Raw genomic sequence first — 21,939 nt, 5'->3', positions numbered from 1 at the left:
ATAAAACAAATGAAAAACATCATCATCACAGGCGGAGCAGGATTTATCGGTTCACATGTTGTAAGAGAATTTGTAAAAAACAATCCGGATTCTACCATCATCAATTTGGATGCTTTAACCTATGCCGGAAATCTTGAAAACTTAAAGGACATCGAAAATGAACCTAACTATGTTTTCGAAAAAGCAGATATCACAAAACCTGAAGAACTAAGAAAGGTTTTTGAAAAATATAATCCAGATGCAGTTATCCACTTAGCAGCGGAAAGTCATGTAGACAGAAGCATCACAGATCCGATGGCATTTATTAACACCAATGTAAACGGAACTGCCAATCTTTTGAATCTTTGTAAAGAATTCTGGACTTTGAATCCTGATCACACTCACGGAAGATTCCCAAACGAAAAAAGAACCAATCTTTTCTATCATGTTTCCACAGACGAAGTTTATGGAAGTTTAGGCGAAACAGGATTCTTTTTAGAAACCACTTCTTACGATCCGCAATCTCCATATTCAGCTTCAAAAGCGGCTTCAGACCATTTGGTAAGAGCTTACGGAAATACTTACGGAATGCCTTTTATTGTTTCAAATTGTTCAAACAATTACGGACCCAATCATTTTCCTGAAAAATTGATTCCGCTTTGCATTTCGAATATTATTAATGAAAAACCTTTGCCAATTTACGGTGATGGTAAATATACAAGAGATTGGTTATTCGTCATCGATCATGCTAAAGCCATTCATCAGATTTTTAATGAGGCTAAAACAGGAGAAACGTATAACATCGGAGGTTTCAACGAATGGCAGAATATCGACTTGGTAAAAGAATTGATTAAGCAAATGGATGAAAAGCTTGGAAATCCTGTTGGTCATTCTGAAAAGTTAATCACTTATGTAAAAGACAGACCAGGTCATGACAAACGTTATGCAATTGATGCTACAAAACTTAATAAAGAATTAGGCTGGAAACCTTCTGTAACATTCGAACAAGGATTAGGAAAAACAATCGACTGGTTCCTAGAAAACAAAGAATGGCTGGAAAATGTAACCTCTGGAAACTACCAAGATTACTATAACAAACAATATTCGTAGTAATTGAGTTTTTGAATAATTGAGTTTTTGAGTTTAGTTCTAATTATAATTTTAAAGAATGACCTTTATAAAATTCCATAAAGATTTAATTGTCTATCAAAAAGCCTTTTCTGCAGCTATGGAAATTTTTCATATTTCAAAATTATTTCCAGCGGAAGAAAAATATTCATTAACCGATCAAATAAGAAGGAGTTCACGTTCTGTAAATGCCAATATTACAGAAGCATGGAGAAAACGGCGGTACGAAAAATCATTTATAAACAAACTCAACGATGCAGATGGAGAAGCCGCAGAAACACAAAACTGGCTGGACTTTGCATTTGCATGTAAATATATTGATGAAAAAACACATTTAGATTTATATAAAAAATATGACGAAATTTTGAGTATAATTGTTTCAATGACCGTGAATTCTAAAAAATGGACGTTCTCCGAAACAAAAGGCACACCACCCAATAACTCAAATACCCAATAACTCAAGCACTAAATTATGAAAGGAATAATATTAGCCGGAGGTTCCGGAACAAGACTTTACCCTCTTACTATCGCTGTAAGCAAGCAACTAATGCCTGTTTATGACAAACCGATGATTTATTATCCTCTTTCCACATTGCTTTTAGCAGGAATTAAGGATATTTTAATTATCACCACTCCACATGACCAAGCCGGATTCATCAAACTCTTAGGCGACGGATCACAAATTGGCTGCAACATTGAATATGTTGTACAACCAAGTCCGGATGGTCTTGCACAGGCTTTTATTCTTGGAGACCAATTTATTGGTGACGATTCTGTAGCTTTAGTTTTAGGAGATAATATTTTTTACGGTTCAGAAATGGGAACTTTGTTGAAAAACAAAACAAATCCGGAAGGAGGTGTCGTTTTTGCCTATCATGTTTCAGACCCTGAAAGGTACGGCGTTGTAGAATTTGATAATGAATTTAAAGCAGTTTCTATTGAAGAAAAACCTTTGACACCAAAATCGAATTACGCTGTTCCGGGATTATATTTTTATGATAATGAAGTAGTAGAAATTGCCAAAAATATTAAACCTTCTCCACGAGGAGAATTGGAAATCACCGATGTAAACAATGTTTACTTAAGCAAAGGAAAATTGGAAGTAGCCGTTCTCGACAGAGGAACCGCATGGCTGGATACAGGAACTTTCGATTCCCTAAACGATGCTTCAGAATTTGTGAGTGTTATCGAAAAAAGACAAGGTTTCAAAATCGGTTGTATTGAAGAAATAGCCTTCAGAAACGGATTCATCAATGAAGAAAAGCTATTGGAAACGGCAACGAAGTACGGAAAGAGTGGATATGGTGAATATCTTAAAAAACTCGTTATTAAATAATAAAATATTCTAAAATATGCAAAGCTATCGGTTTGAAACCGGTAGCTTTTTTTGTTCAGAGAAATAATTATTAATATATTAGCTATGCTTTTGTCTGAGTATGAAAAACATTTCAAAATTCAGCGAATTGGAAATCAATTAATTATTTTAAATTTGTAAAAATTCCCACAAATGAGTGAACCACAACAAAAGTGGACAGAAACTATTGAAGACAGCCATTCGTTATTTGATTTAAAGCTTAAGGAAGTCTGGAAGTACAAAGATCTTATTTATATGTTTGTGAAAAGAGATTTTGTATCCAGCTTCAAACAAACTATTTTAGGACCTGTCTGGTTTTTTATCAACCCTATTTTTACAACCCTCGCTTACCTTATTATATTTGGAAATATTGCAGGTCTATCTACAGATGGGATACCGAAAGTTCTTTTCTATCTTGCCGGTGTAATGCTTTGGAATTACTTTTCAACATGTCTTACAGGTACCTCCTCTACTTTTGCAGGAAATGCCGGAATCTTCGGAAAGGTATATTTCCCGAGATTGGTAACTCCTATATCTGTTGTTATTTCAAATCTGATGAGATTTGGTGTGCAGTTTTTGCTTTTTTTAGCATTCTGGCTTTACTTCCTTTTTAACGGAGAAATACAGCCCAATATATGGATGTTTGCTACACCATTTTTAATTATACTTATGGCGGTATTTGCATTGGGCACAGGCATGATTTTTTCTGCGTTGACCACAAAGTACAAAGATCTCAACATGTTATTAGGCTTCGGAGTAAGTTTATACATGTATGCAACACCAGTAATCTATCCTATTTCTGAACTAAAAGGAATCTATAAAGAAATTGCTTATTACAATCCTTTGACCGGAATTTTTGAATGCTTTAAATACGGCTGGTTGGGGAAAGGAGACTTTTCTGTTCCGATGTTAGGAATTAGTACCCTTATTATTTTTTTCATTCTGGCTTTAGGGACAGTTATTTTTAATAAGGTGGAAAAAACTTTTATGGACACGGTTTAACATGAGTAATAAATGATTATTGATGAAATATTTTAATTTAAAAACTTCATCAGAAATTATAGTCTTACATTTAAATTAAAAAAAATGCTTGCATTAAAGGCAGAAAATATATCAAAACAATATCGTCTGGGTCAGGTAGGAACAGGCACATTGTCGCATGACCTTAACAGGTTTTGGCATACCGTAAGAGGGAAAGAAGATCCTTACTTAAAAATTGGTGAGGCCAACGACAGATCTACAAAAGGTATTTCAGATTATGTATGGTCTCTTCAGGACATTAATTTTGAAATAAAACAGGGTGATGCAGTAGGAATCATCGGGCGAAACGGTGCCGGAAAATCTACTCTACTCAAACTTTTAAGCAAAGTAACAAAACCGACGACAGGAAAAATATACACCAACGGAAGAATAGCATCTTTGCTAGAAGTAGGTACAGGTTTTCATCCTGAAATGACAGGGCGTGAAAATGTATATCTTAATGGTGCTATTTTAGGGATGACACGAAAAGAAATCAAGAGAAAATTTGATGAAATTGTAGATTTTTCCGGTGTAGAAAGATATATAGATACTCCCGTAAAAAGGTATTCCTCAGGAATGTACGTGCGTTTAGCTTTTGCTGTTGCCGCACATTTAGAATCTGAAATCTTAATTGTAGATGAAGTACTTGCTGTAGGAGATGCAGAATTTCAGAAAAAATGTCTTGGTAAAATGGGTTCTGTAACAAAAGGAGAAGGCAGAACCGTCTTGTTTGTAAGCCACAATATTACGGCTATTAAAGAGCTTTGTAATACCGGAATTTTGCTGGATAAAGGAAGATTAATCAATCAGGGTGATGTTAATCAATGCATCATCGAATATCAAAAAAACAGCGACATCAAATTTTCTTACAACTCAAAAGAAGATAAAGAGAATTTCGAAAACGAAAAAATTAAAGTAAATCATTATAAAACAGAGCCTATTAATGGTGATATTGTCGACATTAAATCGGGTATTCTTGTTACAGTCTCATTTACATCAAAGCTGGAAAGCATTAATCTGGATTTATCTTTTATGCTTAAAAACAGTCAGGATCTTACCGTAATGAGTACCGGTTTGGTTCTTACAGAAAATAAAGATTCGCAAAAGGGAGAATTTACCGTTAGCTTTGAAATTCCTCCTTATACGCTTAATGAAGATTCGTATTATTTCGATTTTTTCTGGGGTGTAAACAGATCAGAAATTGCCTACAGAACAGAATCTTTTGGTTTTGAAATACATGGGATGAAAAATCAGTTTGGAGAAATTGTGAAATCTCCCGGGGTTTTATTCCCTAAAATAGTTCACAAGGTCTCTTATGGTAATAATATTTAATTTTGTATATGTCAGAATTAATTAAAAATTGAATTGATTATGATTCTTAATATTATTTTTTCTTTTAACCGTGCGATACAGCTAGATTACTTGCTGCAGACTTCGCTAAAGCATTTTAAGACACCAACGAAAACAGTTATTTTGTATCATACTACAGGATTACACAAAGAGGGGTATGATTTGCTTAAAGAAAAATATGCAGATAAAGATGTAACTTTTTATGAACGAAAGAACGTTCTTTTCGATTTTTCATTTCTAAAAACAGTAAGAACAAGAACCAGTCTTAGATTTTTTTTAGATAAAAACTTACTCAATAAAAAGGGTGACAATTTCAAAGGTTTACTTCAAAAAATCATGCGAAAAAGCAAGTGTGAATTTGTAATGTTCAATACAGATGATGGCGTTTACTTTAATGATGTGATTATTCCTGAAGAAGTATTCGATATTATAAGAAAAAACCCGGACAACGCTTCTTATCGATTGTATGTAGGCGATAATCTGGAAGGATGCCCAGATTATCTCGACAACAAAGGAGATTATTATCAATGGGATTATTACGCTGATAAAGAGATACATCATTGGTCATTTCCATTTTCAGTTGATGCAACCATTTACCACACCAAAGGTCTTCTAAAGCATTTAGAAAAAACATTGTATCACAACCCTGTTACATTAGAAGATAGAGGCTTTAGATATATGTGCAAAAACAAATTGATGCGTATTGGTCTTAGTCCTATAAAATCATTGCTTGTTGCTACAAAATTAAATAGGGTTTCCCAGGACTCCCTTAACCCTACCATTCATATAAAGCCGGATTTTTTAAATGAAAAATTTCTCGACGGTTACACTTTAGAACTCGTAATCCCCGAGAAAATAGATAATGCCAACATAGTACCTTCTGAAATTTATCTTGTAAAAGGTAATCATAAAGAGCTCATTTATTCTTTAGATGATCACGGAAAAAAAGTACAGGGTCTTTTAGGAATTGAAGGTGCAAAAGAACAATTAGAATAATACGATGATGAATATTCCCCATATCATAGAATTTTCGAAAATAGGTTCGCCGGATTTAGGATATATTACTGTAGCCGAAGCTCAGAAAAATGTCCCTTTCGATATAAAAAGAGTTTATTGGACGTATTACACCCCTCAAGATATCATCAGAGGAGGTCATGCTCATAAAAAACTTCAGCAGATTATTTTTGCCGTATCCGGAACTATAGAATTTAACACCCTCGATCTTCAAGGTAATACAGATACTTTCATCTTAGATTCTCCAGCAAAAGGATTATACCTTCCTCATCTTATCTGGAGAGACATAAAATTCAGCCACAGCGCAGTTTTGCTTTGTCTTGCGTCTGAGCTTTATGATGAAAAAGATTATTTCAGAGACTTTGAAGAATTTAAAAATTACGAGCCATGATACACTCATTAGCAGATGTACAGTCTACCAACATTGGTGAAGGCACTTCTATTTGGCAATTCAGTATTGTACTGAAAGGTGCTAAAATTGGCAAAAACTGCAATATCAATTGTCAGGTTTTTATTGAAAATGATGTCATTATAGGAGATAATGTGACCATTAAACCAGGAGTACAGATATGGGACGGAGTATCTTTGGAAGACGATGTATTCGTGGGTCCGAATGTGACTTTTACTAACGACCTTTTTCCAAAATCTAAAAACAAAGATTTTGAGCTAAAAAAAACAATCGTAAAAAAAGGGGCTTCGATTGGTGCAAATGCTACTATTTTAGCAGGAATCACCATTGGAGAAAACTCTCTTATCGGTGCAGGAAGCGTGGTTACTAAAAACATTCCTGAAAATACAGTTTGGTTTGGAAATCCCGCAAAACAAAAAGGTTTTTTTAACGAAAACAGAGAACTAATATATACAAACACTAATGATAAAATTTCTTGATTTACAAAAAATAAACTTAAAGCATCAAACAGAAATAGAAGCACAGCTTTTAGAAGTTTTCCGTTCTGGTTGGTATTTGATGGGAGAAAAATTGAAAAGTTTTGAGAGTAACCTTTCCTCTTACATCGGAAGTTCTCACGCCATTGGTGTTGCCAACGGATTAGATGCATTACGCCTTATTCTAAAAGCATATATAGAAATGGGAATAATGGCTGCAGGAGATGAGATTATTGTTCCTTCCAATACTTATATTGCCTCAATTTTGGCAATTTCAGACAACGATCTTGTTCCTGTTTTGGTAGAACCTGACATCAATTCTTATAATATTGATGTTTCTAAAATTCAAGAGAAAATAAGTTCAAAAACAAAGGCGATATTAATTGTTCATTTGTACGGACGCATTATTTTTTCTGACCAACTACAGCAAATAGCTAAAGAAAAAAATCTTAAAATAATCGAAGATAACGCACAAGCAATTGGCGCAGAATGGAATGGCAAAAAATCCGGAAATCTAGGTGACGCAGCAGGTTTTAGCTTTTATCCCGGGAAAAATCTTGGTGCATTGGGTGATGCAGGTGCTATTACCACAAACGACGATCAGCTTGCAACAACAATCAGAGCGTTGGCAAATTATGGTTCTAATCAAAAATATGTTAATATTTACAAAGGCCTTAATTCAAGATTAGACGAAATTCAGGCTGCGATTTTAGATGTAAAATTAAAATATATCGATTCTGAAAATAAAAGAAGAACAGAGATTGCAAAACGCTATATTTCCGAGATTAAAAACCCGAAAATAATTCTTCCTGAGTTGCCCGAAAATGAGAATGAACATGTATGGCATCTTTTTGTGATAAGAACAGAAAACAGAGATGAATTGCAAAATTATCTGAGCGAAAAAAATATCCAAACACTCATTCACTACCCTATTCCACCTCATCAGCAAAACGCTTACAAAGAGTGGAACGATCTGTCTTTCCCAATTAGTGAGAAGATCCATAACGAAGTACTGAGCCTTCCTATTTCCCCGGTTTTAGAAGATGAAGAAGTTCAGACGATTATTAAGGCATTAAACCATTTCTAAAAACTTCAAATGACCGATAATCCTTTAGTTAGTATTTTGTGTTTATGTTATAATCAGGAAAAATTCGTCAAAGAGTCTCTTGAAAGCATAAAAGCACAAACGTATAAAAATTTCGAAATTATTATTTGTGATGATTTCTCACATGATCAGTCAGTTGAGATGATAGAATCTTGGATGTCGGAAAATACAGATCTAAAAATAAAGTTTGTAAAGCATTCTCAAAATATAGGCATCACAAAAACACTGAATGAGTTGTTTATAATTTCTCAGGGAAAGTATATTCAGATTTTAGCACTTGATGATACTTTGGTGAAAGATAAATTGGAACGGCATGTTGCAATGCTGGAGAACTCATCAGATGAGTATGCTTTGGTTTTTTCGGATGCTCATTTAATGAATAATAATTCTAAGCTTTATCAAAACAAATTTATCGCCCGACATTATTCTTATCTGAGTTTAGAGTCTCAAAATTATTATGAGATGCTGCTAAGCAAAAACTTTATTCCTGCGATGTCTGTACTCATGAAAAGGAAAAATATCATTGAAGAAAACGGATGGGATGAGTCTTTGCCTTTTGAGGATTATGATATGTGGCTACGGTTAAGTAAAAATTACAGCTTTTTGTTTGATGATGTCATAACATGCAGCTATCGATTACATGACAACAATTCTCACCGAAAAAAAAATGTAATCAACTATAATGCTTTCTTCAAAATCTTCATTAAACACACCAACAACATAAGAGTAAGAGATATATTATTTGTACATTTAGAAAGCATTTATCGTGAGAAATTATTAACCAATGAGCATACCGTTTTTTATAGTTATTACCCTGTAAAGTCTTTCTCAGAAAGATTTATAAAAAACAATTACAATCCGAAAATTTATAGAGTTGTACTAGAAATACAGCGTTTTACAAAGTATTTTAAAATGTTTTTTAAGGGTCATTAAAATTATTAGACAGAAATAGTATTACATTTCTTTATGAATAAAGTTTCCATAATTGTCCTCACCTATAATCAAGAAAATTTTATTGAAAAAAATTTGCAGGGCATTTTTATGCAGAAAGTAAATTTTCCGGTAGAGCTCATTATTAGTGATGACTGTTCGCCAGACAATACATCATTTATCATTGAAGAATACATCAAAAACAAACCTTCTCACGTAGAAATTAAATTTACAAAACATGAAAAAAATTTAGGCTCAACACCTAATTTCTATTATGCACTAAATCAATGCACCGGAGATTATATAGCATTTTGTGAAGGTGACGATTATTGGACAGATGAAAACAAGCTTCAGACACAATATGATTTTTTAGAAAACAATCCAGAATATTCTATGTGTTTTCATCAGGTGAAAAACATCTCATCAAACCCTTTAATAAACGATACAATATTTGCAAAAGTAGAAGACAGAGATTACTCTGCCATTGAAATTTTTCAACATTGGATTGTACATACCACTTCTGTGTTTATGAATGCAAAAGTTTTAAAAAACAAAGCAGCGCAAACACTCCTTAAACATCCAGAATTGCTCTATTTTGATACTTTTCTTTACATGGCTTGTTCTTTAAACGGAAAAATACATGGATCAAGTAAGACTATGTCGTGTTATCTGCGTCACGAAGAAGGAATATCTAATGGCATTAATTACAAAAGAGATTTAAAACATAATCATCTGGATGAAATTATTGCTGAAACTTATGGCGGAAAAATTAAAGAACAAGCCAACTGGCAGATTTTTTCGCGAAGCAGAATTGCTTTTTCTCAGCTTTTAAAACAAGGAAAAATAAGACTGGCTCTTCAACACTTACAATGGATTTTAAAAAAGAAAGGAAATCTAAGGATATACCTGAAAAAAAAATATGTTTAAAAAGTTGTTTTTATTACCAACTTCAGAACAAAGAACTGTTGGGTTAGATATTTTGCGGACAATAGCCATATTATTGGTTATGATTTCTCACAGCAAAACTTATCTGCCTGAAAACATTCAGAGTTTTTTATCTTTTTTTTTAATAGACGGTGTTGCAGTTTTCTTTGTTTTGAGCGGTTTTTTAATTGGCAGAATAATGATTAAGGTTTTTACCAAAGAAATTTCGTTTAAGCAGATTTTCAATTTTTGGGCAAGACGATGGCTAAGAACACTTCCTAATTATTATTTCATTTTATTGATTCTTATTGGTCTTGAAGGCATCGTAAATAATAAAGATATTACGCCTTATATTTTTAAATATTCTTTTTTCCTTCAAAATTTATACTATCCTATTGTAGATTTTTTCCCGGAATCCTGGAGCTTGGCTGTTGAAGAATGGTTTTACCTGGTTTGTCCTTTATTATTTTTTTTAATTTATTCTTTTGTAAAAAAACAAAGCAAAAAAAACATCTTTTTTGGTGGAATTTTGCTGGTCATATTATCTGCAAACATTGTAAGAGTATACTACTATTTTGATCTTGGATCTAAAAACTATTTCACTTACGATCGCTACTTTGTACGACAGGTTATCACAAGAATCGACGCTATTATTTATGGCGTTTTGGCTGCATGGGTGTATGTTTACTATCCAGCCATATTTAATAAGAATAAGGTAATAAATTTTATTTTAGGCTGTATCACTATATTGCTTATTCATAATTTTGAATCACTGTATCAACCATTTCAATATCTTCTTTCCTTTTCATTAACATCAATAGCAATTATGCTTACTTTACCGTTTCTGAATAATATGAAGCAGATAAAATTTAAAGCCTTGCAGTACAGCATCGTTCATATATCGCTGATATCATATTCGATGTATCTGATTAACCTTTCACTTGTAACTTTTTGGATCTTGCCATTATTTAAAATACAGACAGATTTTATAAATTTTTTCTTATTTTGGGGTATTACACTGGTAATCTCTACGATTCTGTATAAAAAATTAGAGCTGCCATTTTTAACTTTAAGAGACAAAATACTAAAATGAAGATCGGATTTTACAGTTCAATGCCATTAGAAGACAAAAAAAACTGGTCCGGAACCATGTTTAAAATGTACGAGCAACTACTCATCCAAGGGTATGAGGTTATTTGGGTTCCAAAAGTAAAATTTACCGAAAAGGAAGAAAACAGGTTTAAGCAGATTGAAAAATGGTTTAATAAAATTTTCAACAGAGGGTACAATCGACATTTATTCACCTATAAAGCAAAAATTGCAGCAAGACGACTCGAAAAAAATTTAAAAGAATATAAGCTGGATGCACTCTTTAATCCGACTCATGTTAACGATTTTGTCTATCTAAAAACCAAAACGCCCATCATCTATCTGAATGACGCAAATGTTGCCCAATTGCTGAATTATTATCCTTATTACTCAGGTTTTGGAATACTCTCAAAGTTAGAAACTAAATTTTTAGAAAAAAAGGCATTACAAAATGCCACCTATTCTGTTTTTTCATCAGATTGGGCAAGAGATTTTGCGATTAATACTTATGGGATAAGTAAAGATAGGGTTAAAACCATTAAGTTTGGTGCCAATATAATCGTCCCGGAAAAAATTGAGTATAAAAAAAATACCGATGAATTTACTTTTCTATTTCTTGCTGTAGACTGGATCAGAAAAAGAGGAGCACTTGCTTATGAAAGTTTAAAGATTTTAAAAGAAAAAGGCTACCCCGTAAAAATGCTAATTGTAGGCTGCAATCCGGAAATAAAAGCAGATTGGGTAACAATAATTCCTTTTCTTAATAAGAATAATCCTGATGAGTTTAAGCAGATTCAGCAGCATTTATTAAGTTCTCATTTTTTGTTTGTCCCTACAAAGGCAGACTGCACTCCTATTGCTTTCTGCGAAGCTGCAGGATATGGTTTACCCATAATTTCTACAAATACAGGCGGAGTTTCGGCTCACGTTGTGGATGGTTACAATGGTATTTTGCTTTCTCCCGAAGCTCAGGCAAATGATTATGCAGATGAGATCGAAAAATTATTAAAGCTTCCTCAGAAAGCTCAGGAATATTCGGAGAATGCCCGCCAACTTTATGACAAAGAGCTCAATTGGAAAAATTGGGGAATCGAATTTTCAAAAATTGTAAAACAGCTATGATTGAGTTGACCATTTTTACGCCAACCTATAATCGTGCGTACATTCTTCCACAACTTTTTGATTCGCTTCTTGCGCAAACAAACAAAAATTTTGAGTGGCTGATTGTAGATGATGGCTCTTCTGATAATACCAAAAATCTAATAGAAGACTTTAAAAGCAAAGCAGATTTTAAAATAATATACATCTGTCAGGAAAATCAGGGTAAACATGTTGCTATAAATACAGCACTTAGTCATATAAAAACAGCTTATTTCGCTACTGTAGACAGTGATGATTTTTTACAAAAAAATGGTATAGAAATCGTTGAAAAAAAAATACCCTCTATTACTCAAGAAAATAAAATTATCGGCATAGCATCGCCAATAAATATTTTAAATAATACCGCTCGAAACAAGAAAGATATAGATAGAGACATTGCAGTGACGACCAATGAGCTTAAATTCAAATATGGTTATGAAGGAGAACTCACTTTAATTTTTAAAACAGATTTGGCAAAAAAATTTGAATACCCGATTTTTAAAGGTGAAAAATTTATGCTTGAATCTGTAGTTTTCGACAGAATGGATAGTGACTATAAATTTTTATACATCAACGCTTCTATCGTAAATGCTGAATACAGAGAAGACGGACTTACCGCTCAAGGAAAAAAATTACTCTTGAACAACCCTCAAGGTTCTGCTTTAGCTTATAAACAAAAAATGAACAATAGTAAAATCCCTCTAAACCACAGAAAAATATTTGCTAAAAATTATTGGGATTATGAAAGTTTAAATAACAAAAGTTTTGTTTCAAAACTGAACAACATACAAAGCTTACAATTGAAACTTCACATGATTGGTTATTTCATAAAAAGAATTTTAGACAAAAAATAAAAGTTTCGTTACCGATTTATAATTCAGCAAAAAAACACCCGATAATGCTTTGAAAAATAAAATATTCTTAAAAGTAGAAATACATCATTTTTACAACAACAAAATTCTTGGTAACTTAGTAAAAGATATGCCTGTAAAAGATAAACAATGATTCCAAAAAAAATACATTACTGCTGGTTTGGCGGAAAACCAAAACCAGAATCTTTCTACATCTGTCTCGATTCATGGAAGAAAAACCTTCCGGATTACGAGATTATAGAATGGAATGAGTCGAATTTCGATATTAATTGCTGCGAATATGTGCGTCTCGCTTCTGAGCAGAAAAAATGGGCATTTGTTTCAGATTATGCAAGAGCATTGGCTTTATTTAATCACGGCGGAATTTATATGGATATTGATGTCGAGGTAAAATTTTCTTTGGATGAGTTTTTAGCTCACCGTGCATTTTCAGGTTTTGAAATTACCGGTTCTCCCTTTACTGCACTTTGGGCTACTGAAGCAGGACATCCATGGCCCAAGAAAGTGATGGATTTTTATGACCAAAAAACAGACTTTAACCTTACCACCAATACCGTTTTTGTTTCGGAACTTTTGGTTAACGAATATAAAGCAGATCCCAATAAAGATGAATATCAGGAATTAGAAGACGGAATTATTATTTATCCATCCACCTATTTCTGTTTAGATTTACCAAAGAACTATGCCAGTCATCATTTTGTAGGAACATGGCACGAAAGAGATATTCCCAATCCTTTTAAAGATTTTGTTCACGCAAATTTTCATTTAAAAAATATTGTGGAAATGAAAAACGGAAAAAAAGAAATACATAATGTTGTTAATAACATGAAGATGTATTCTGCAGATGAAATTCTTAATCAGTTTCCTTTAAAAATGCTTTTAAAACATATCGTAAAGCGTTTAAAATCTTAAGTTTTTATTACTTTTACTGAAAAACATTTCTGATGAGAGAAAAAATTGCAATCATATACGGAACGAGACCCGAATTTCTAAAGGTTTTCCCCGTCATCACCGAATTTAAAAGGCAAAATCAGGAAATCTGCATTGTCAATACAGGGCAACACGACTCTTTATTGACAGAAATGGAAAAAAGTTTCGAAATTGAGCCTCATCACAGACTTTCTGTACAATCTTTATCATTTACAAATTCAAACCTGATTGCAAAATTAATCAATGAATTATCCAATTTGGTTCATCAGGAAAATATTCAAAAAATCATTGCACAGGGTGACACTTTCACTGTGCTTGCTTCGTCAATGGTCGCTTTTTTAGAACAAAGAAAATTCTATCATATTGAAGCAGGGCTTCGTACTTCAGATATAAAGCTTCCTTTTCCTGAAGAATTTAACCGAAGAGTGGTTTCAATGACTGCAGATGTAAATTTTGCCCCAACTACTGTAGCCAAACAGAATCTTTTGCGAGAAAATGTTTCAGAAACTCATATCTCACTTGTAGGAAACAGCATTGTAGATATGATTGAATATGTCACAAAAAAAGAAAATATTTCCATTGAATATCAGGATTTGGTATTTATTACAGCCCACCGACGTGAAAATATAGGTCAACCATTAAAAAATATCGCTCAGGCTATCAAAGAGCTGTCTGAAGAAAACCCGAATACGCAATTTGATTGGGCACTTCATCCGAACCCGAATACAAGAAAAATAATTCTTGAATCATTTGAAAACGATATACCCAAAAACATCAATTTTACAGAACCACTTTCGTACCTTGAAGCCATTAAAAAAATGGCTAAATCTAAGCTGATTATTTCAGATTCCGGAGGAATACAGGAAGAAGCACCAAGTTTGCAAAAAAGGGTATTGATTCTTCGTGAAGAAACGGAAAGACCGGAAGTTGTCGCATGTGATTGTGGTGTTTTAGTAGGTTCTGATATTGGAAAGATTAAAACTAATTTTAATGTAATCTACAATAATCCACAAAAATATATTTTCAAAAGCGAAGATAATCCTTTCGGTGACGGAAAAGCTTCAGAGAAAATTGTAAAAAAAATATTAGAATGATTGTAGGCAAAGGTCTTATTGCTTCTATATTTAAAGATTCTGACAGAGAAAATACTATTTTCTTTGCATCTGGTGTTTCAAACTCGCTGGAAACAAGACCTGAACAATTTCTCAGAGAAGAAAACCTTATTAATGATACAATAACCAAAAATCAAGACAAAGTTTTTGTTTACTTTTCTACCTGTAGTATTTATGATTCGTCTAAAACGGGAAGCGATTATGTTCTTCACAAGCTAAAAATGGAACAGCTGATTAAGAATTCATGTAATCAGTTTCTAATTTTGAGAGTAAGCAATGCTGTGGGAAATGGCGGAAATCCCAATCTTTTGATGAATTATATTGTAAGAGCAGTTAAAAATAATGAGACCATAAATGTTCACACAAAAGCAACCCGTAATCTTATTGATGTGGATGATATCAGAAACATCACTTTTGATATTCTTGAAAGTCGATTGTTAAACAGAATTGTGAATGTTGCTTACATCAGAAATTACTCGGTCATTGAAATTCTGGAGATTGTAGAACGTTTTTATAACAAAAAAGTTAGTACCAATCTTATTAAAAGCGGATCTGGTTATGATATTAATGCTCCTGAAATAGAACAGTATTTTATAGAAAACAATCAGGTAAACAAAGAAATTTATCTTTATAATATTCTTCAAAAATATTTTTAATTTTTAAATAAATCCGTTTTATTTAGAACTAAGATCAAACACAAAATTATACTAAAAATGAATAAACTTGCCTTCGTAATTCCCTATTATAAGATTGATTTTTTCGAAGAAACTTTACAATCATTAGAAGAGCAGACCAATAAAAACTTCAGTGTTTATATTGGTAATGATAATAGCCCTAATGACCCTATTGATATAATAAAAAAATACCGCAGTTTAAACATTACTTACAAAAAATTTGAAACCAATTTAGGAGCTAAAGATCTGGAAGGACAATGGATCAGGTGTATCGATTTATCAAATGACGAAGAATGGATATGTATTTTGGGAGATGACGACTGCCCAAAAAAGAATTTTGTAGAAGAATTTTATAAAATTTTACCTGTTGTTGACGAAAAAAACATCAATGTTATTAAAACGGCAATAACTTCAATAGACACAAATTCTAAAATACGAGGTGCAGATCTGGTTCACCCGGAATACGACACCTCAATAAATACGTTTTGGCGAGACCGAAATAACCAAACACACACAAGCATAAGCGAAAATATATTCAGAAGAAGTTCTTACGAAAAAATTGGTTTCAGAGGATTTCCTTTAGCATGGGGAACTCCTTTAGTAGCGTGGATCGATTATTCTGAAGGAGGATTAATTTATGGCTTAAACTCCACCCAAATGTGTGTGAGATCTTCAGAAATCAACCTCAGCAGAGTAGATTCTTTCAAAGATCAGAAACAGGTAGGTGAAGCTATGGTCTATGAAATTATTTTTTCAGATTATCATGATAAATTCAGTGACTCGCAACGTTTATTTTTAATCAAAAAATACCATGCCGTACTTCATTATTACCAACTTAAAAACAAGTTGCCAACCTCAATTTTCACACTTTACGGTAAATATGGAGGCATCAAAGGACAGCTTTTTTATATTTTGAGGGAATTAAAATGGAAATTTACCAAATAAATTTCAGGCATGCTCTTCCATCCAAATTCCTAATATAAGCAAAGACCAATGTTTATAATTATATTGTAATTGCTTCTGAACCACATCAAAATCTAATTTTTTAAAGACTTCCGAGGAAGGATTTTTTAAAATTTTTGTAGTCAGGCTTTCCATTTCCGGAATTTTCAACCAATCCGCAATTGGAGCTCCAAAACCTTGCTTTTTCTTGGTCAGAATATTTGAGGTAAGTAAATTTCCGTAAGCTTTTCTTAAGATAATTTTAGTCTGAGACGAGTCTACTTTATATTTTGCAGGAAGAGCCGAGCAGAATTCAACCAGATTTTTATCTAAAAACGGAGTTCTCAATTCGATAGAATGCATCATCGCAATACGATCATCTTTTACCAGATAATCTCCGGGAATAATATTCGTAAGATCCATCTTCATACAGGTATTCAGATTGTTTTTATCTAAATTAAATGGATACTGATGTTCATAATTTTGGCTGGTTTTAAGCAGTAATAAAGTTTCATCATGAGAAAAATTATTATGCACCTTCCCTTTCTGGTAAGAAACAATATCCGGAAATTTAGACCTGAAAATTTTATCTAAAAAATATTGTCTCGATTTTTCTAAATCAAGTTTCTTACTCATTGTAGAACCTATTTTATAGAAAGGCAAAAATGCAGAGTTTACACTTTCTTTTTCAAGGATTTCGTTTTCTTTTTGATACCATTTATAACCTCCGAACAATTCATCACCCGCATTTCCTGTGATAACAACAGTCATGTTTTTGGCTGCTTCTTTACAAATAGTATAAGTCGCTAAAATGGCTGTATCAGCAATCGGCTCATCCATTTTTTTCAGAACCTCAACCAAAACCTTTGGAATTTCAGAACCTTGAAGAGCTACTTCTTTATGATCGGTTTTATATTTTTCAGCAATACTTCGGGCATCGGGCATTTCATCCCAATCACCTTCGTATTGGAAGCCCAAAGTTGTTAAATTTTGAGTTTTTTTTGAAGAAAGGGCGACCAATGTTCCTGAGTCTAAACCTCCACTCAAAAAAGCTCCCACTTTGACATCTGCAATTAATTGTTTTTCTACAGAATCTTCAACTAAATCTTTAAATGTAGAGATTGCTTCTTCTTCCGAAATATTCAATTCTTCTGTAGGAAAATTCCAATATTGAGAAATATCAATTTTTCCATCTTTAAAAATCAACTGATGAGCGGGTGGTAAAACTTTAATGTTTTTATAAATACTTTGCTGACTGTCAACGTACATATGTCTCAAAAAATGATAAACAGCTTCATCATTCAACTCTGCGCCAATCAAACCCGTTGCTAATATCGCTTTGATTTCAGAAGCGAAAATAAATTCACCATTTTTACCGATTGCATAATAAAAAGGCTTTTCTCCGAAACGGTCTCTTGCACAAAATAATTGCTGTTTTTCTTCATCCCAGATTGCCACTGCAAACATTCCGTTGAGATGTTTAGGAAGCTCAGAACCGTATTTTTGAAATAGAGATAAGATCACCTCTGTATCGGTATTGCTATGAAAAGGATAATGAGATAAATCTTTTTTCAGCTCGCGGTAGCCATAAATTTCACCATTAAAAACAATACATTCATTTTTGGTATTGGAATACATTGGTTGATGCCCATCTTTAGAAAGATCTACAATCGCCAACCTTCTGAAACCTAAAAAACAATTTTGAAAAAACTCGTGACCTTCATCATCCGGACCACGATGGATGATGGAATCGGTCATATTTTTCAAGGTCTCTTTGTAGAAATTTTCTTCAAGAATATTCTTCTTTACAATCCCCGCAATTCCGCACATATAGCAATATTAAGATACAAATCTAAGATTATTTTGTGAAAAACAGTTTGATATTGTGTGCGATAACATTAAGAATTTATTGTTTGATAGACAATTTTATTTCAGATATTTGTAGTATATGCAAAACTTCCCTTTAATATCTGTTATTACCACCTATTACAACTCTGTACAATTGGGTGATTTCGTTAAGACTTCTATGAATTGTCTTCTAAATCAGACGTATGCAAACATTGAATTTATCTGTGTAAATGATGGTTCTACAGATTCTACGTTAGAGGATTTGGAATATTTTGCAAAACAAGACTCAAGGATAAAAATTTATTCGAAAGAAAATCAAAAGTACGCTCAATATTCTAAAGCTTACGGACAAGAAAAAGCTAAAGGTGAATTTATTTTTTTATTTGATCATGATGATTTGATAGATTTAGATACCATAGAAAAATGCTACAATACATTTTTGGAACACCCGGAATTGGATATTGTAACTCCCATTGTCATTACAAAATTCACTGACGGCAACATAAAAAACATCAACAACATCTACTCTGAAAATACTTTAGATAAAGAATTTGAATACAAGCAATTTTCGGGTAAACAATTGATAAAAGATACCGTCGGTAGATATGACATTCACATTCGCGGACTTTATAAATCTTTTGTTTTTAAATCGCATTCATTTGCTTTTACCGAGCCTCTTTTAAATGCAGATGAAATTGTAGAAAGATTAATTCTTGAAGAAGCAAAACTCGTCGGAAATTGTGATGCAGTTTATACTCATTACATTCATCCTGATTCATCGGCCAAGTTGCTTTCGCAGAAGAAAATTGATATTACCAGAACAGATTATCTACTGCGAAGAATTTTTAAAGAAAAAGAAATTTTTGAACCTAGAAAATCAATTTTTGAATTTGTAGCTTATAAAAACCTGGTAAATGCTATTAAAATTTTCCATCATTTTGCCAAAAAAATGAGCGATGAAGAAAAATCAGCACAGAAAAAAAGACTTTTAGAATCTTATATTGAGCTTGACAAAGAAACCGTAAAATCACAATTTGAGGGAATCAGTAAACTTTACAATTCAGTTTTATTATCAAATTTTTCTTTAATGCTTTGGTTTTACAAATTTAAAAACTAAAATTATCGTTCAAACCTCCAGATAAATAATTTCGCAGCAAAACGTGCCGGAATATTTTGAAAAAAGTTTTTCTTTTTAAGACTGACAGAAAAATCTGAATTAAAATAATCTGACATATTTAATCTCGCAAGAGTCTGCATTCTTGAAATATTTGTTTGCAGATAGTCTTTATCTTTCAGAGCTTTCCATTGCATGATAAGCACCATCTCTTTGAACAGGATAATTTTCTTTTTGATCAGTTTTTTTAAAGCTTCATTTATTTCTTTATGATAAGCTTGAGTAAAGTACTCTAAAATGGTTAAAAAGTTCTCGAAATTTTTCTTCGTTCTATTAAAAATCACAGATTCTCCGTGTAAATAATACAGGTAAGTAATGTCGTCAATAACAGCTAAAGTATCTGTTTTTAAAAGAAGGTGGAAAAACCATAACTCATCCTGAGCAAATAATCCCGGTACAAAATAAATTTCATTATCGACGATAAAATCTCTTTTGATTAATTTATTCCATGACGACGAAGGAAAATCGCCATTGCTGTAAACAGAAAAAATTTCTAGCTTATCGCTGTAATATTTTTTACTTGCAGTTGTTGGGAAACCGAAATCTTTCGTCGAATTATCAAACGTATTAATCCATCGGTTTTGCGCTATTGTTATTTGTGCATCTGTTTTTAAAGCATTCTTAACCAGCAATTTGATACAATCTTCTGTAATCTCATCATCGCTGTCTAAAAAATAGATGTATTCTCCTTTAGAAAGTTTAATTCCTGTATTTCTTACAACTGAAAGACCTGAATTTTTTTCATGTTCATAGATTTCAACATGAAGATTGGGATTTTCTTGAACAAATTTTTCGATAATAGTCATACTTTCATCAGGAGTACAGTCATTTACCAAAATAATTTCAAAATTTTTGTAGGTTTGATTTTTTACAGATTCCAAACATCGAAGAATATATTTCTCACATTTAAAGACAGGAATATTAATACTGATTAAAGGCTGATTGGTACTCATCAAATTGTTTTGCTGTTAATTATTACAAAATTAAAAGAATATTTAATACTTTTGGATAAAACATTTTAGATGAAAAAGGTTTTAGGTTTATGTTTTATAAAATTGAAAAATTTTGCGAATAGTTGCATTAATGCAAAAAATCGTGATCTTTTTTTTACTCGCAAAAGTTCCGTTCATCATTCCTTCAAGTTGGGTTCCGGTAATTTTTTAGATATTTCTCCTGATTCTGAATTTCAGTTTGGAAAAAATGTGTTTATCAACCAAAACAACTTTATTACCATAAAATCTAATGCTAAATTTAGCATAGGTGAAGGAACTTATATTACGAGAGCTACAATCTCTTGTCTTGGTGAAATTGAAATAGGAGAAAACTGTATTCTTGGTGAAGGAATGAAAATTTTTGACCACAATCATCAATATTCAAAACAACCGTTCTCTGTTTCAAAATCAGATTTTAATATTGGAAAGGTAAAACTAGGAAATAACGTCTGGACCGGAGCCAACGTTACTATTCTAAAAGATGTTACTATTGGCGACAATGTTATTTTGGGAGCGGGATGTGTAATTCATAAAGATGTACCTGCAAATTCAATTATCATTAATAAGCAAGATCAGCAAATAATATCTCTATAAATTATAATTTAATAGTATAGAAATGTTTAATTGTCTTAAACTACATTCAATCCGATTTTATGGTAAAATTTTCGATTCTCATTGCGCATTACAACAACTATAATTATTTCGTAGAGTGCTATAATAGTATTATCAATCAAACCCATCAGAATTTTGAAATTATAATCGTAGATGATTGCTCAACCGATGATTCTTACCAAAAGATTGTAGAGCTCACTAAAGACAATGCCAAGGTAAAAATTTTAAGGAACGAAGAAAACAAAGGGGTTGGATACACAAAACGAAGATGTGCAGAAATGGCATCCGGAGAAATCTGCGGATTTGTAGATCCCGATGATGCAATTACCGAAAATGCTTTACAAATAAGTATAGAAAATCATACAAAAGATAATGTTGTTACTTATTCTAAATTTCACTTGTGCGACAGCGAATTAAAGCCTGTACGTATTTTTCAACATTCGCGTGCTGTGAAAAACGGGAAGAAAGAATTTTTTAATGTTTTCTTAGAAGCCAATCATTTTTTTACATTTAAAAAAGAAGCATATAATAAAACGGTTGGAATTAACCCAGAACTTACTTCAGCTGTTGATCAGGATTTATATCTTAAGCTTTATGAAGTAGGTAAATTTCATTTCATTAATACTCCGCTTTATTATTACCGTTTACACGAAAAAGGAGTTTCGCAGGAGTCTTCAAAAAAAGAAAAACTTAATAATAATTGGCACCAAGTAATTCTTGATACCGCAAAGCGAAGAAACATAGAATCTCTCTATGGCAAAAAAATCAACGAAATACAAAATCTTCCAGAGTTTTTGAAAATAAAGCAGAATAATATTATCACAAAAATCCTCAGAAAGTTTTTGTAAACTAAAAAACCACAGAC

At 32.4% G+C, this 21,939-nt stretch carries 23 protein-coding genes; 21 read left to right on the top strand and 2 right to left on the bottom strand.

Translation table 11 applies throughout. The features are described from left to right. Positions 1–9: 9 nt before the first annotated feature. From rfbB to OEW74_RS05240, 18 genes are all read left to right on the top strand, one after another. Positions 10–1,089, top strand: a complete 1,080-nt coding sequence (gene rfbB / locus OEW74_RS05325; RefSeq protein ID WP_265427520.1) for a dTDP-glucose 4,6-dehydratase — start codon at positions 10–12, stop codon at positions 1,087–1,089. 58 nt (positions 1,090–1,147) lie between these two features. Then, positions 1,148–1,564, top strand: coding sequence for a four helix bundle protein (locus tag OEW74_RS05320; RefSeq protein ID WP_265427519.1), 417 nt, complete (start codon positions 1,148–1,150; stop codon positions 1,562–1,564). 15 nt (positions 1,565–1,579) lie between these two features. Beyond that, positions 1,580–2,443 (top strand): glucose-1-phosphate thymidylyltransferase RfbA, encoded by an 864-nt coding sequence (gene rfbA / locus OEW74_RS05315; protein ID WP_265427518.1) that lies wholly within the window; start codon positions 1,580–1,582, stop codon positions 2,441–2,443. 171 nt (positions 2,444–2,614) lie between these two features. Next, the gene (locus OEW74_RS05310; protein WP_265427517.1) at positions 2,615–3,463 is read left to right on the top strand and encodes an ABC transporter permease; all 849 of its coding nucleotides are present in this window, start codon (positions 2,615–2,617) and stop codon (positions 3,461–3,463) included. An 84-nt stretch (positions 3,464–3,547) separates the two neighbouring features. Further along, complete coding sequence (locus tag OEW74_RS05305; RefSeq protein ID WP_265427516.1) at positions 3,548–4,813, top strand: polysaccharide ABC transporter ATP-binding protein; 1,266 nt, start codon at positions 3,548–3,550, stop codon at positions 4,811–4,813. Positions 4,814–4,852: 39 nt separating this feature from the next. Continuing rightward, complete coding sequence (locus OEW74_RS05300) at positions 4,853–5,827, top strand: hypothetical protein (protein ID WP_265427515.1); 975 nt, start codon at positions 4,853–4,855, stop codon at positions 5,825–5,827. 4 nt (positions 5,828–5,831) lie between these two features. Beyond that, on the top strand, positions 5,832–6,236 hold the full coding sequence (locus OEW74_RS05295) for a sugar 3,4-ketoisomerase (RefSeq protein WP_265427514.1): 405 nt from the start codon (positions 5,832–5,834) through the stop codon (positions 6,234–6,236). Continuing rightward, positions 6,233–6,733 (top strand): acyltransferase, encoded by a 501-nt coding sequence (locus tag OEW74_RS05290; RefSeq protein ID WP_265427513.1) that lies wholly within the window; start codon positions 6,233–6,235, stop codon positions 6,731–6,733. Before OEW74_RS05295 ends, OEW74_RS05290 begins: the two co-directional genes overlap by 4 nt. Further along, positions 6,717–7,817, top strand: a complete 1,101-nt coding sequence (locus OEW74_RS05285) for a DegT/DnrJ/EryC1/StrS family aminotransferase (protein WP_265427512.1) — start codon at positions 6,717–6,719, stop codon at positions 7,815–7,817. Before OEW74_RS05290 ends, OEW74_RS05285 begins: the two co-directional genes overlap by 17 nt. 9 nt (positions 7,818–7,826) lie before the next feature. Continuing rightward, on the top strand, positions 7,827–8,768 hold the full coding sequence (locus OEW74_RS05280; RefSeq protein ID WP_265427511.1) for a glycosyltransferase family 2 protein: 942 nt from the start codon (positions 7,827–7,829) through the stop codon (positions 8,766–8,768). Positions 8,769–8,801: 33 nt separating this feature from the next. After that, positions 8,802–9,692 (top strand): glycosyltransferase, encoded by an 891-nt coding sequence (locus OEW74_RS05275; RefSeq protein ID WP_265427510.1) that lies wholly within the window; start codon positions 8,802–8,804, stop codon positions 9,690–9,692. Further along, complete coding sequence (locus OEW74_RS05270; protein ID WP_265427509.1) at positions 9,685–10,782, top strand: acyltransferase family protein; 1,098 nt, start codon at positions 9,685–9,687, stop codon at positions 10,780–10,782. Before OEW74_RS05275 ends, OEW74_RS05270 begins: the two co-directional genes overlap by 8 nt. Continuing rightward, positions 10,779–11,900, top strand: a complete 1,122-nt coding sequence (locus OEW74_RS05265) for a glycosyltransferase family 4 protein (RefSeq protein WP_265427508.1) — start codon at positions 10,779–10,781, stop codon at positions 11,898–11,900. Before OEW74_RS05270 ends, OEW74_RS05265 begins: the two co-directional genes overlap by 4 nt. Then, on the top strand, positions 11,897–12,772 hold the full coding sequence (locus tag OEW74_RS05260; RefSeq protein WP_265427507.1) for a glycosyltransferase family A protein: 876 nt from the start codon (positions 11,897–11,899) through the stop codon (positions 12,770–12,772). The genes OEW74_RS05265 and OEW74_RS05260 overlap by 4 nt, the downstream gene beginning before the upstream one ends. Before the next feature lie 147 nt (positions 12,773–12,919). After that, on the top strand, positions 12,920–13,702 hold the full coding sequence (locus tag OEW74_RS05255; protein ID WP_265427506.1) for a glycosyltransferase family 32 protein: 783 nt from the start codon (positions 12,920–12,922) through the stop codon (positions 13,700–13,702). Positions 13,703–13,734: 32 nt separating this feature from the next. After that, complete coding sequence (gene wecB, locus OEW74_RS05250) at positions 13,735–14,814, top strand: non-hydrolyzing UDP-N-acetylglucosamine 2-epimerase (protein ID WP_265427505.1); 1,080 nt, start codon at positions 13,735–13,737, stop codon at positions 14,812–14,814. Beyond that, complete coding sequence (locus OEW74_RS05245; RefSeq protein ID WP_265427504.1) at positions 14,811–15,488, top strand: NAD-dependent epimerase/dehydratase family protein; 678 nt, start codon at positions 14,811–14,813, stop codon at positions 15,486–15,488. Before wecB ends, OEW74_RS05245 begins: the two co-directional genes overlap by 4 nt. 57 nt (positions 15,489–15,545) lie before the next feature. Beyond that, a complete protein-coding gene (locus OEW74_RS05240) occupies positions 15,546–16,451 on the top strand; it encodes a glycosyltransferase family 2 protein (RefSeq protein WP_265427503.1) in 906 nt (301 codons plus the stop codon). Positions 16,452–16,454: 3 nt separating this feature from the next. Here the strand turns inward: OEW74_RS05240 and asnB are convergent, their stop codons facing one another. Further along, the gene (gene asnB / locus OEW74_RS05235; protein WP_265427502.1) at positions 16,455–18,278 is read right to left on the bottom strand and encodes an asparagine synthase (glutamine-hydrolyzing); all 1,824 of its coding nucleotides are present in this window, start codon (positions 18,276–18,278) and stop codon (positions 16,455–16,457) included. A gap of 118 nt (positions 18,279–18,396) precedes the next feature. On the opposite strand from asnB, the gene OEW74_RS05230 reads away from it, so the two are divergent. Continuing rightward, positions 18,397–19,413 carry a glycosyltransferase family A protein gene (locus OEW74_RS05230; protein WP_265427501.1) on the top strand — a complete coding sequence of 339 codons (1,017 nt, stop codon included), beginning with the start codon at positions 18,397–18,399 and terminating at the stop codon, positions 19,411–19,413. A gap of 2 nt (positions 19,414–19,415) precedes the next feature. On the opposite strand, the gene OEW74_RS05225 is transcribed toward OEW74_RS05230, so the two are convergent. After that, positions 19,416–20,423 (bottom strand): glycosyltransferase family 2 protein, encoded by a 1,008-nt coding sequence (locus OEW74_RS05225; protein WP_265427500.1) that lies wholly within the window; start codon positions 20,421–20,423, stop codon positions 19,416–19,418. 69 nt (positions 20,424–20,492) lie between these two features. Here OEW74_RS05225 and OEW74_RS05220 point away from each other — a divergent pair, with 69 nt between their 5' ends. Next, positions 20,493–21,056 (top strand): acyltransferase, encoded by a 564-nt coding sequence (locus tag OEW74_RS05220; RefSeq protein WP_265427499.1) that lies wholly within the window; start codon positions 20,493–20,495, stop codon positions 21,054–21,056. 59 nt (positions 21,057–21,115) lie between these two features. Beyond that, positions 21,116–21,922, top strand: coding sequence for a glycosyltransferase family 2 protein (locus tag OEW74_RS05215; protein ID WP_265427498.1), 807 nt, complete (start codon positions 21,116–21,118; stop codon positions 21,920–21,922). The last annotated feature ends 17 nt before the right edge of the window (positions 21,923–21,939 follow it).

Source organism: Chryseobacterium sp. YIM B08800 (genome assembly GCF_026163565.1).
GTDB lineage: Bacteria > Bacteroidota > Bacteroidia > Flavobacteriales > Weeksellaceae > Chryseobacterium.
This window is presented reverse-complemented; position numbering and strand designations above follow the sequence as displayed.

What these genes read in the sequence shown, in the direction of transcription:
- rfbB (WP_265427520.1), top strand. Translation starts at nt 10, where the DNA reads ATGAAAAACATCATCATCACAGGCGGAGCAGGATTTATCGGTTCACAT.
- OEW74_RS05320 (WP_265427519.1), top strand. Translation starts at nt 1,148, where the DNA reads ATGACCTTTATAAAATTCCATAAAGATTTAATTGTCTATCAAAAAGCC.
- rfbA (WP_265427518.1), top strand. Translation starts at nt 1,580, where the DNA reads ATGAAAGGAATAATATTAGCCGGAGGTTCCGGAACAAGACTTTACCCT.
- OEW74_RS05310 (WP_265427517.1), top strand. Translation starts at nt 2,615, where the DNA reads ATGAGTGAACCACAACAAAAGTGGACAGAAACTATTGAAGACAGCCAT.
- OEW74_RS05305 (WP_265427516.1), top strand. Translation starts at nt 3,548, where the DNA reads ATGCTTGCATTAAAGGCAGAAAATATATCAAAACAATATCGTCTGGGT.
- OEW74_RS05300 (WP_265427515.1), top strand. Translation starts at nt 4,853, where the DNA reads ATGATTCTTAATATTATTTTTTCTTTTAACCGTGCGATACAGCTAGAT.
- OEW74_RS05295 (WP_265427514.1), top strand. Translation starts at nt 5,832, where the DNA reads ATGATGAATATTCCCCATATCATAGAATTTTCGAAAATAGGTTCGCCG.
- OEW74_RS05290 (WP_265427513.1), top strand. Translation starts at nt 6,233, where the DNA reads ATGATACACTCATTAGCAGATGTACAGTCTACCAACATTGGTGAAGGC.
- OEW74_RS05285 (WP_265427512.1), top strand. Translation starts at nt 6,717, where the DNA reads ATGATAAAATTTCTTGATTTACAAAAAATAAACTTAAAGCATCAAACA.
- OEW74_RS05280 (WP_265427511.1), top strand. Translation starts at nt 7,827, where the DNA reads ATGACCGATAATCCTTTAGTTAGTATTTTGTGTTTATGTTATAATCAG.
- OEW74_RS05275 (WP_265427510.1), top strand. Translation starts at nt 8,802, where the DNA reads ATGAATAAAGTTTCCATAATTGTCCTCACCTATAATCAAGAAAATTTT.
- OEW74_RS05270 (WP_265427509.1), top strand. Translation starts at nt 9,685, where the DNA reads ATGTTTAAAAAGTTGTTTTTATTACCAACTTCAGAACAAAGAACTGTT.
- OEW74_RS05265 (WP_265427508.1), top strand. Translation starts at nt 10,779, where the DNA reads ATGAAGATCGGATTTTACAGTTCAATGCCATTAGAAGACAAAAAAAAC.
- OEW74_RS05260 (WP_265427507.1), top strand. Translation starts at nt 11,897, where the DNA reads ATGATTGAGTTGACCATTTTTACGCCAACCTATAATCGTGCGTACATT.
- OEW74_RS05255 (WP_265427506.1), top strand. Translation starts at nt 12,920, where the DNA reads ATGATTCCAAAAAAAATACATTACTGCTGGTTTGGCGGAAAACCAAAA.
- wecB (WP_265427505.1), top strand. Translation starts at nt 13,735, where the DNA reads ATGAGAGAAAAAATTGCAATCATATACGGAACGAGACCCGAATTTCTA.
- OEW74_RS05245 (WP_265427504.1), top strand. Translation starts at nt 14,811, where the DNA reads ATGATTGTAGGCAAAGGTCTTATTGCTTCTATATTTAAAGATTCTGAC.
- OEW74_RS05240 (WP_265427503.1), top strand. Translation starts at nt 15,546, where the DNA reads ATGAATAAACTTGCCTTCGTAATTCCCTATTATAAGATTGATTTTTTC.
- asnB (WP_265427502.1), bottom strand. Translation starts at nt 18,278, where the DNA reads ATGTGCGGAATTGCGGGGATTGTAAAGAAGAATATTCTTGAAGAAAAT.
- OEW74_RS05230 (WP_265427501.1), top strand. Translation starts at nt 18,397, where the DNA reads ATGCAAAACTTCCCTTTAATATCTGTTATTACCACCTATTACAACTCT.
- OEW74_RS05225 (WP_265427500.1), bottom strand. Translation starts at nt 20,423, where the DNA reads ATGAGTACCAATCAGCCTTTAATCAGTATTAATATTCCTGTCTTTAAA.
- OEW74_RS05220 (WP_265427499.1), top strand. Translation starts at nt 20,493, where the DNA reads ATGAAAAAGGTTTTAGGTTTATGTTTTATAAAATTGAAAAATTTTGCG.
- OEW74_RS05215 (WP_265427498.1), top strand. Translation starts at nt 21,116, where the DNA reads ATGGTAAAATTTTCGATTCTCATTGCGCATTACAACAACTATAATTAT.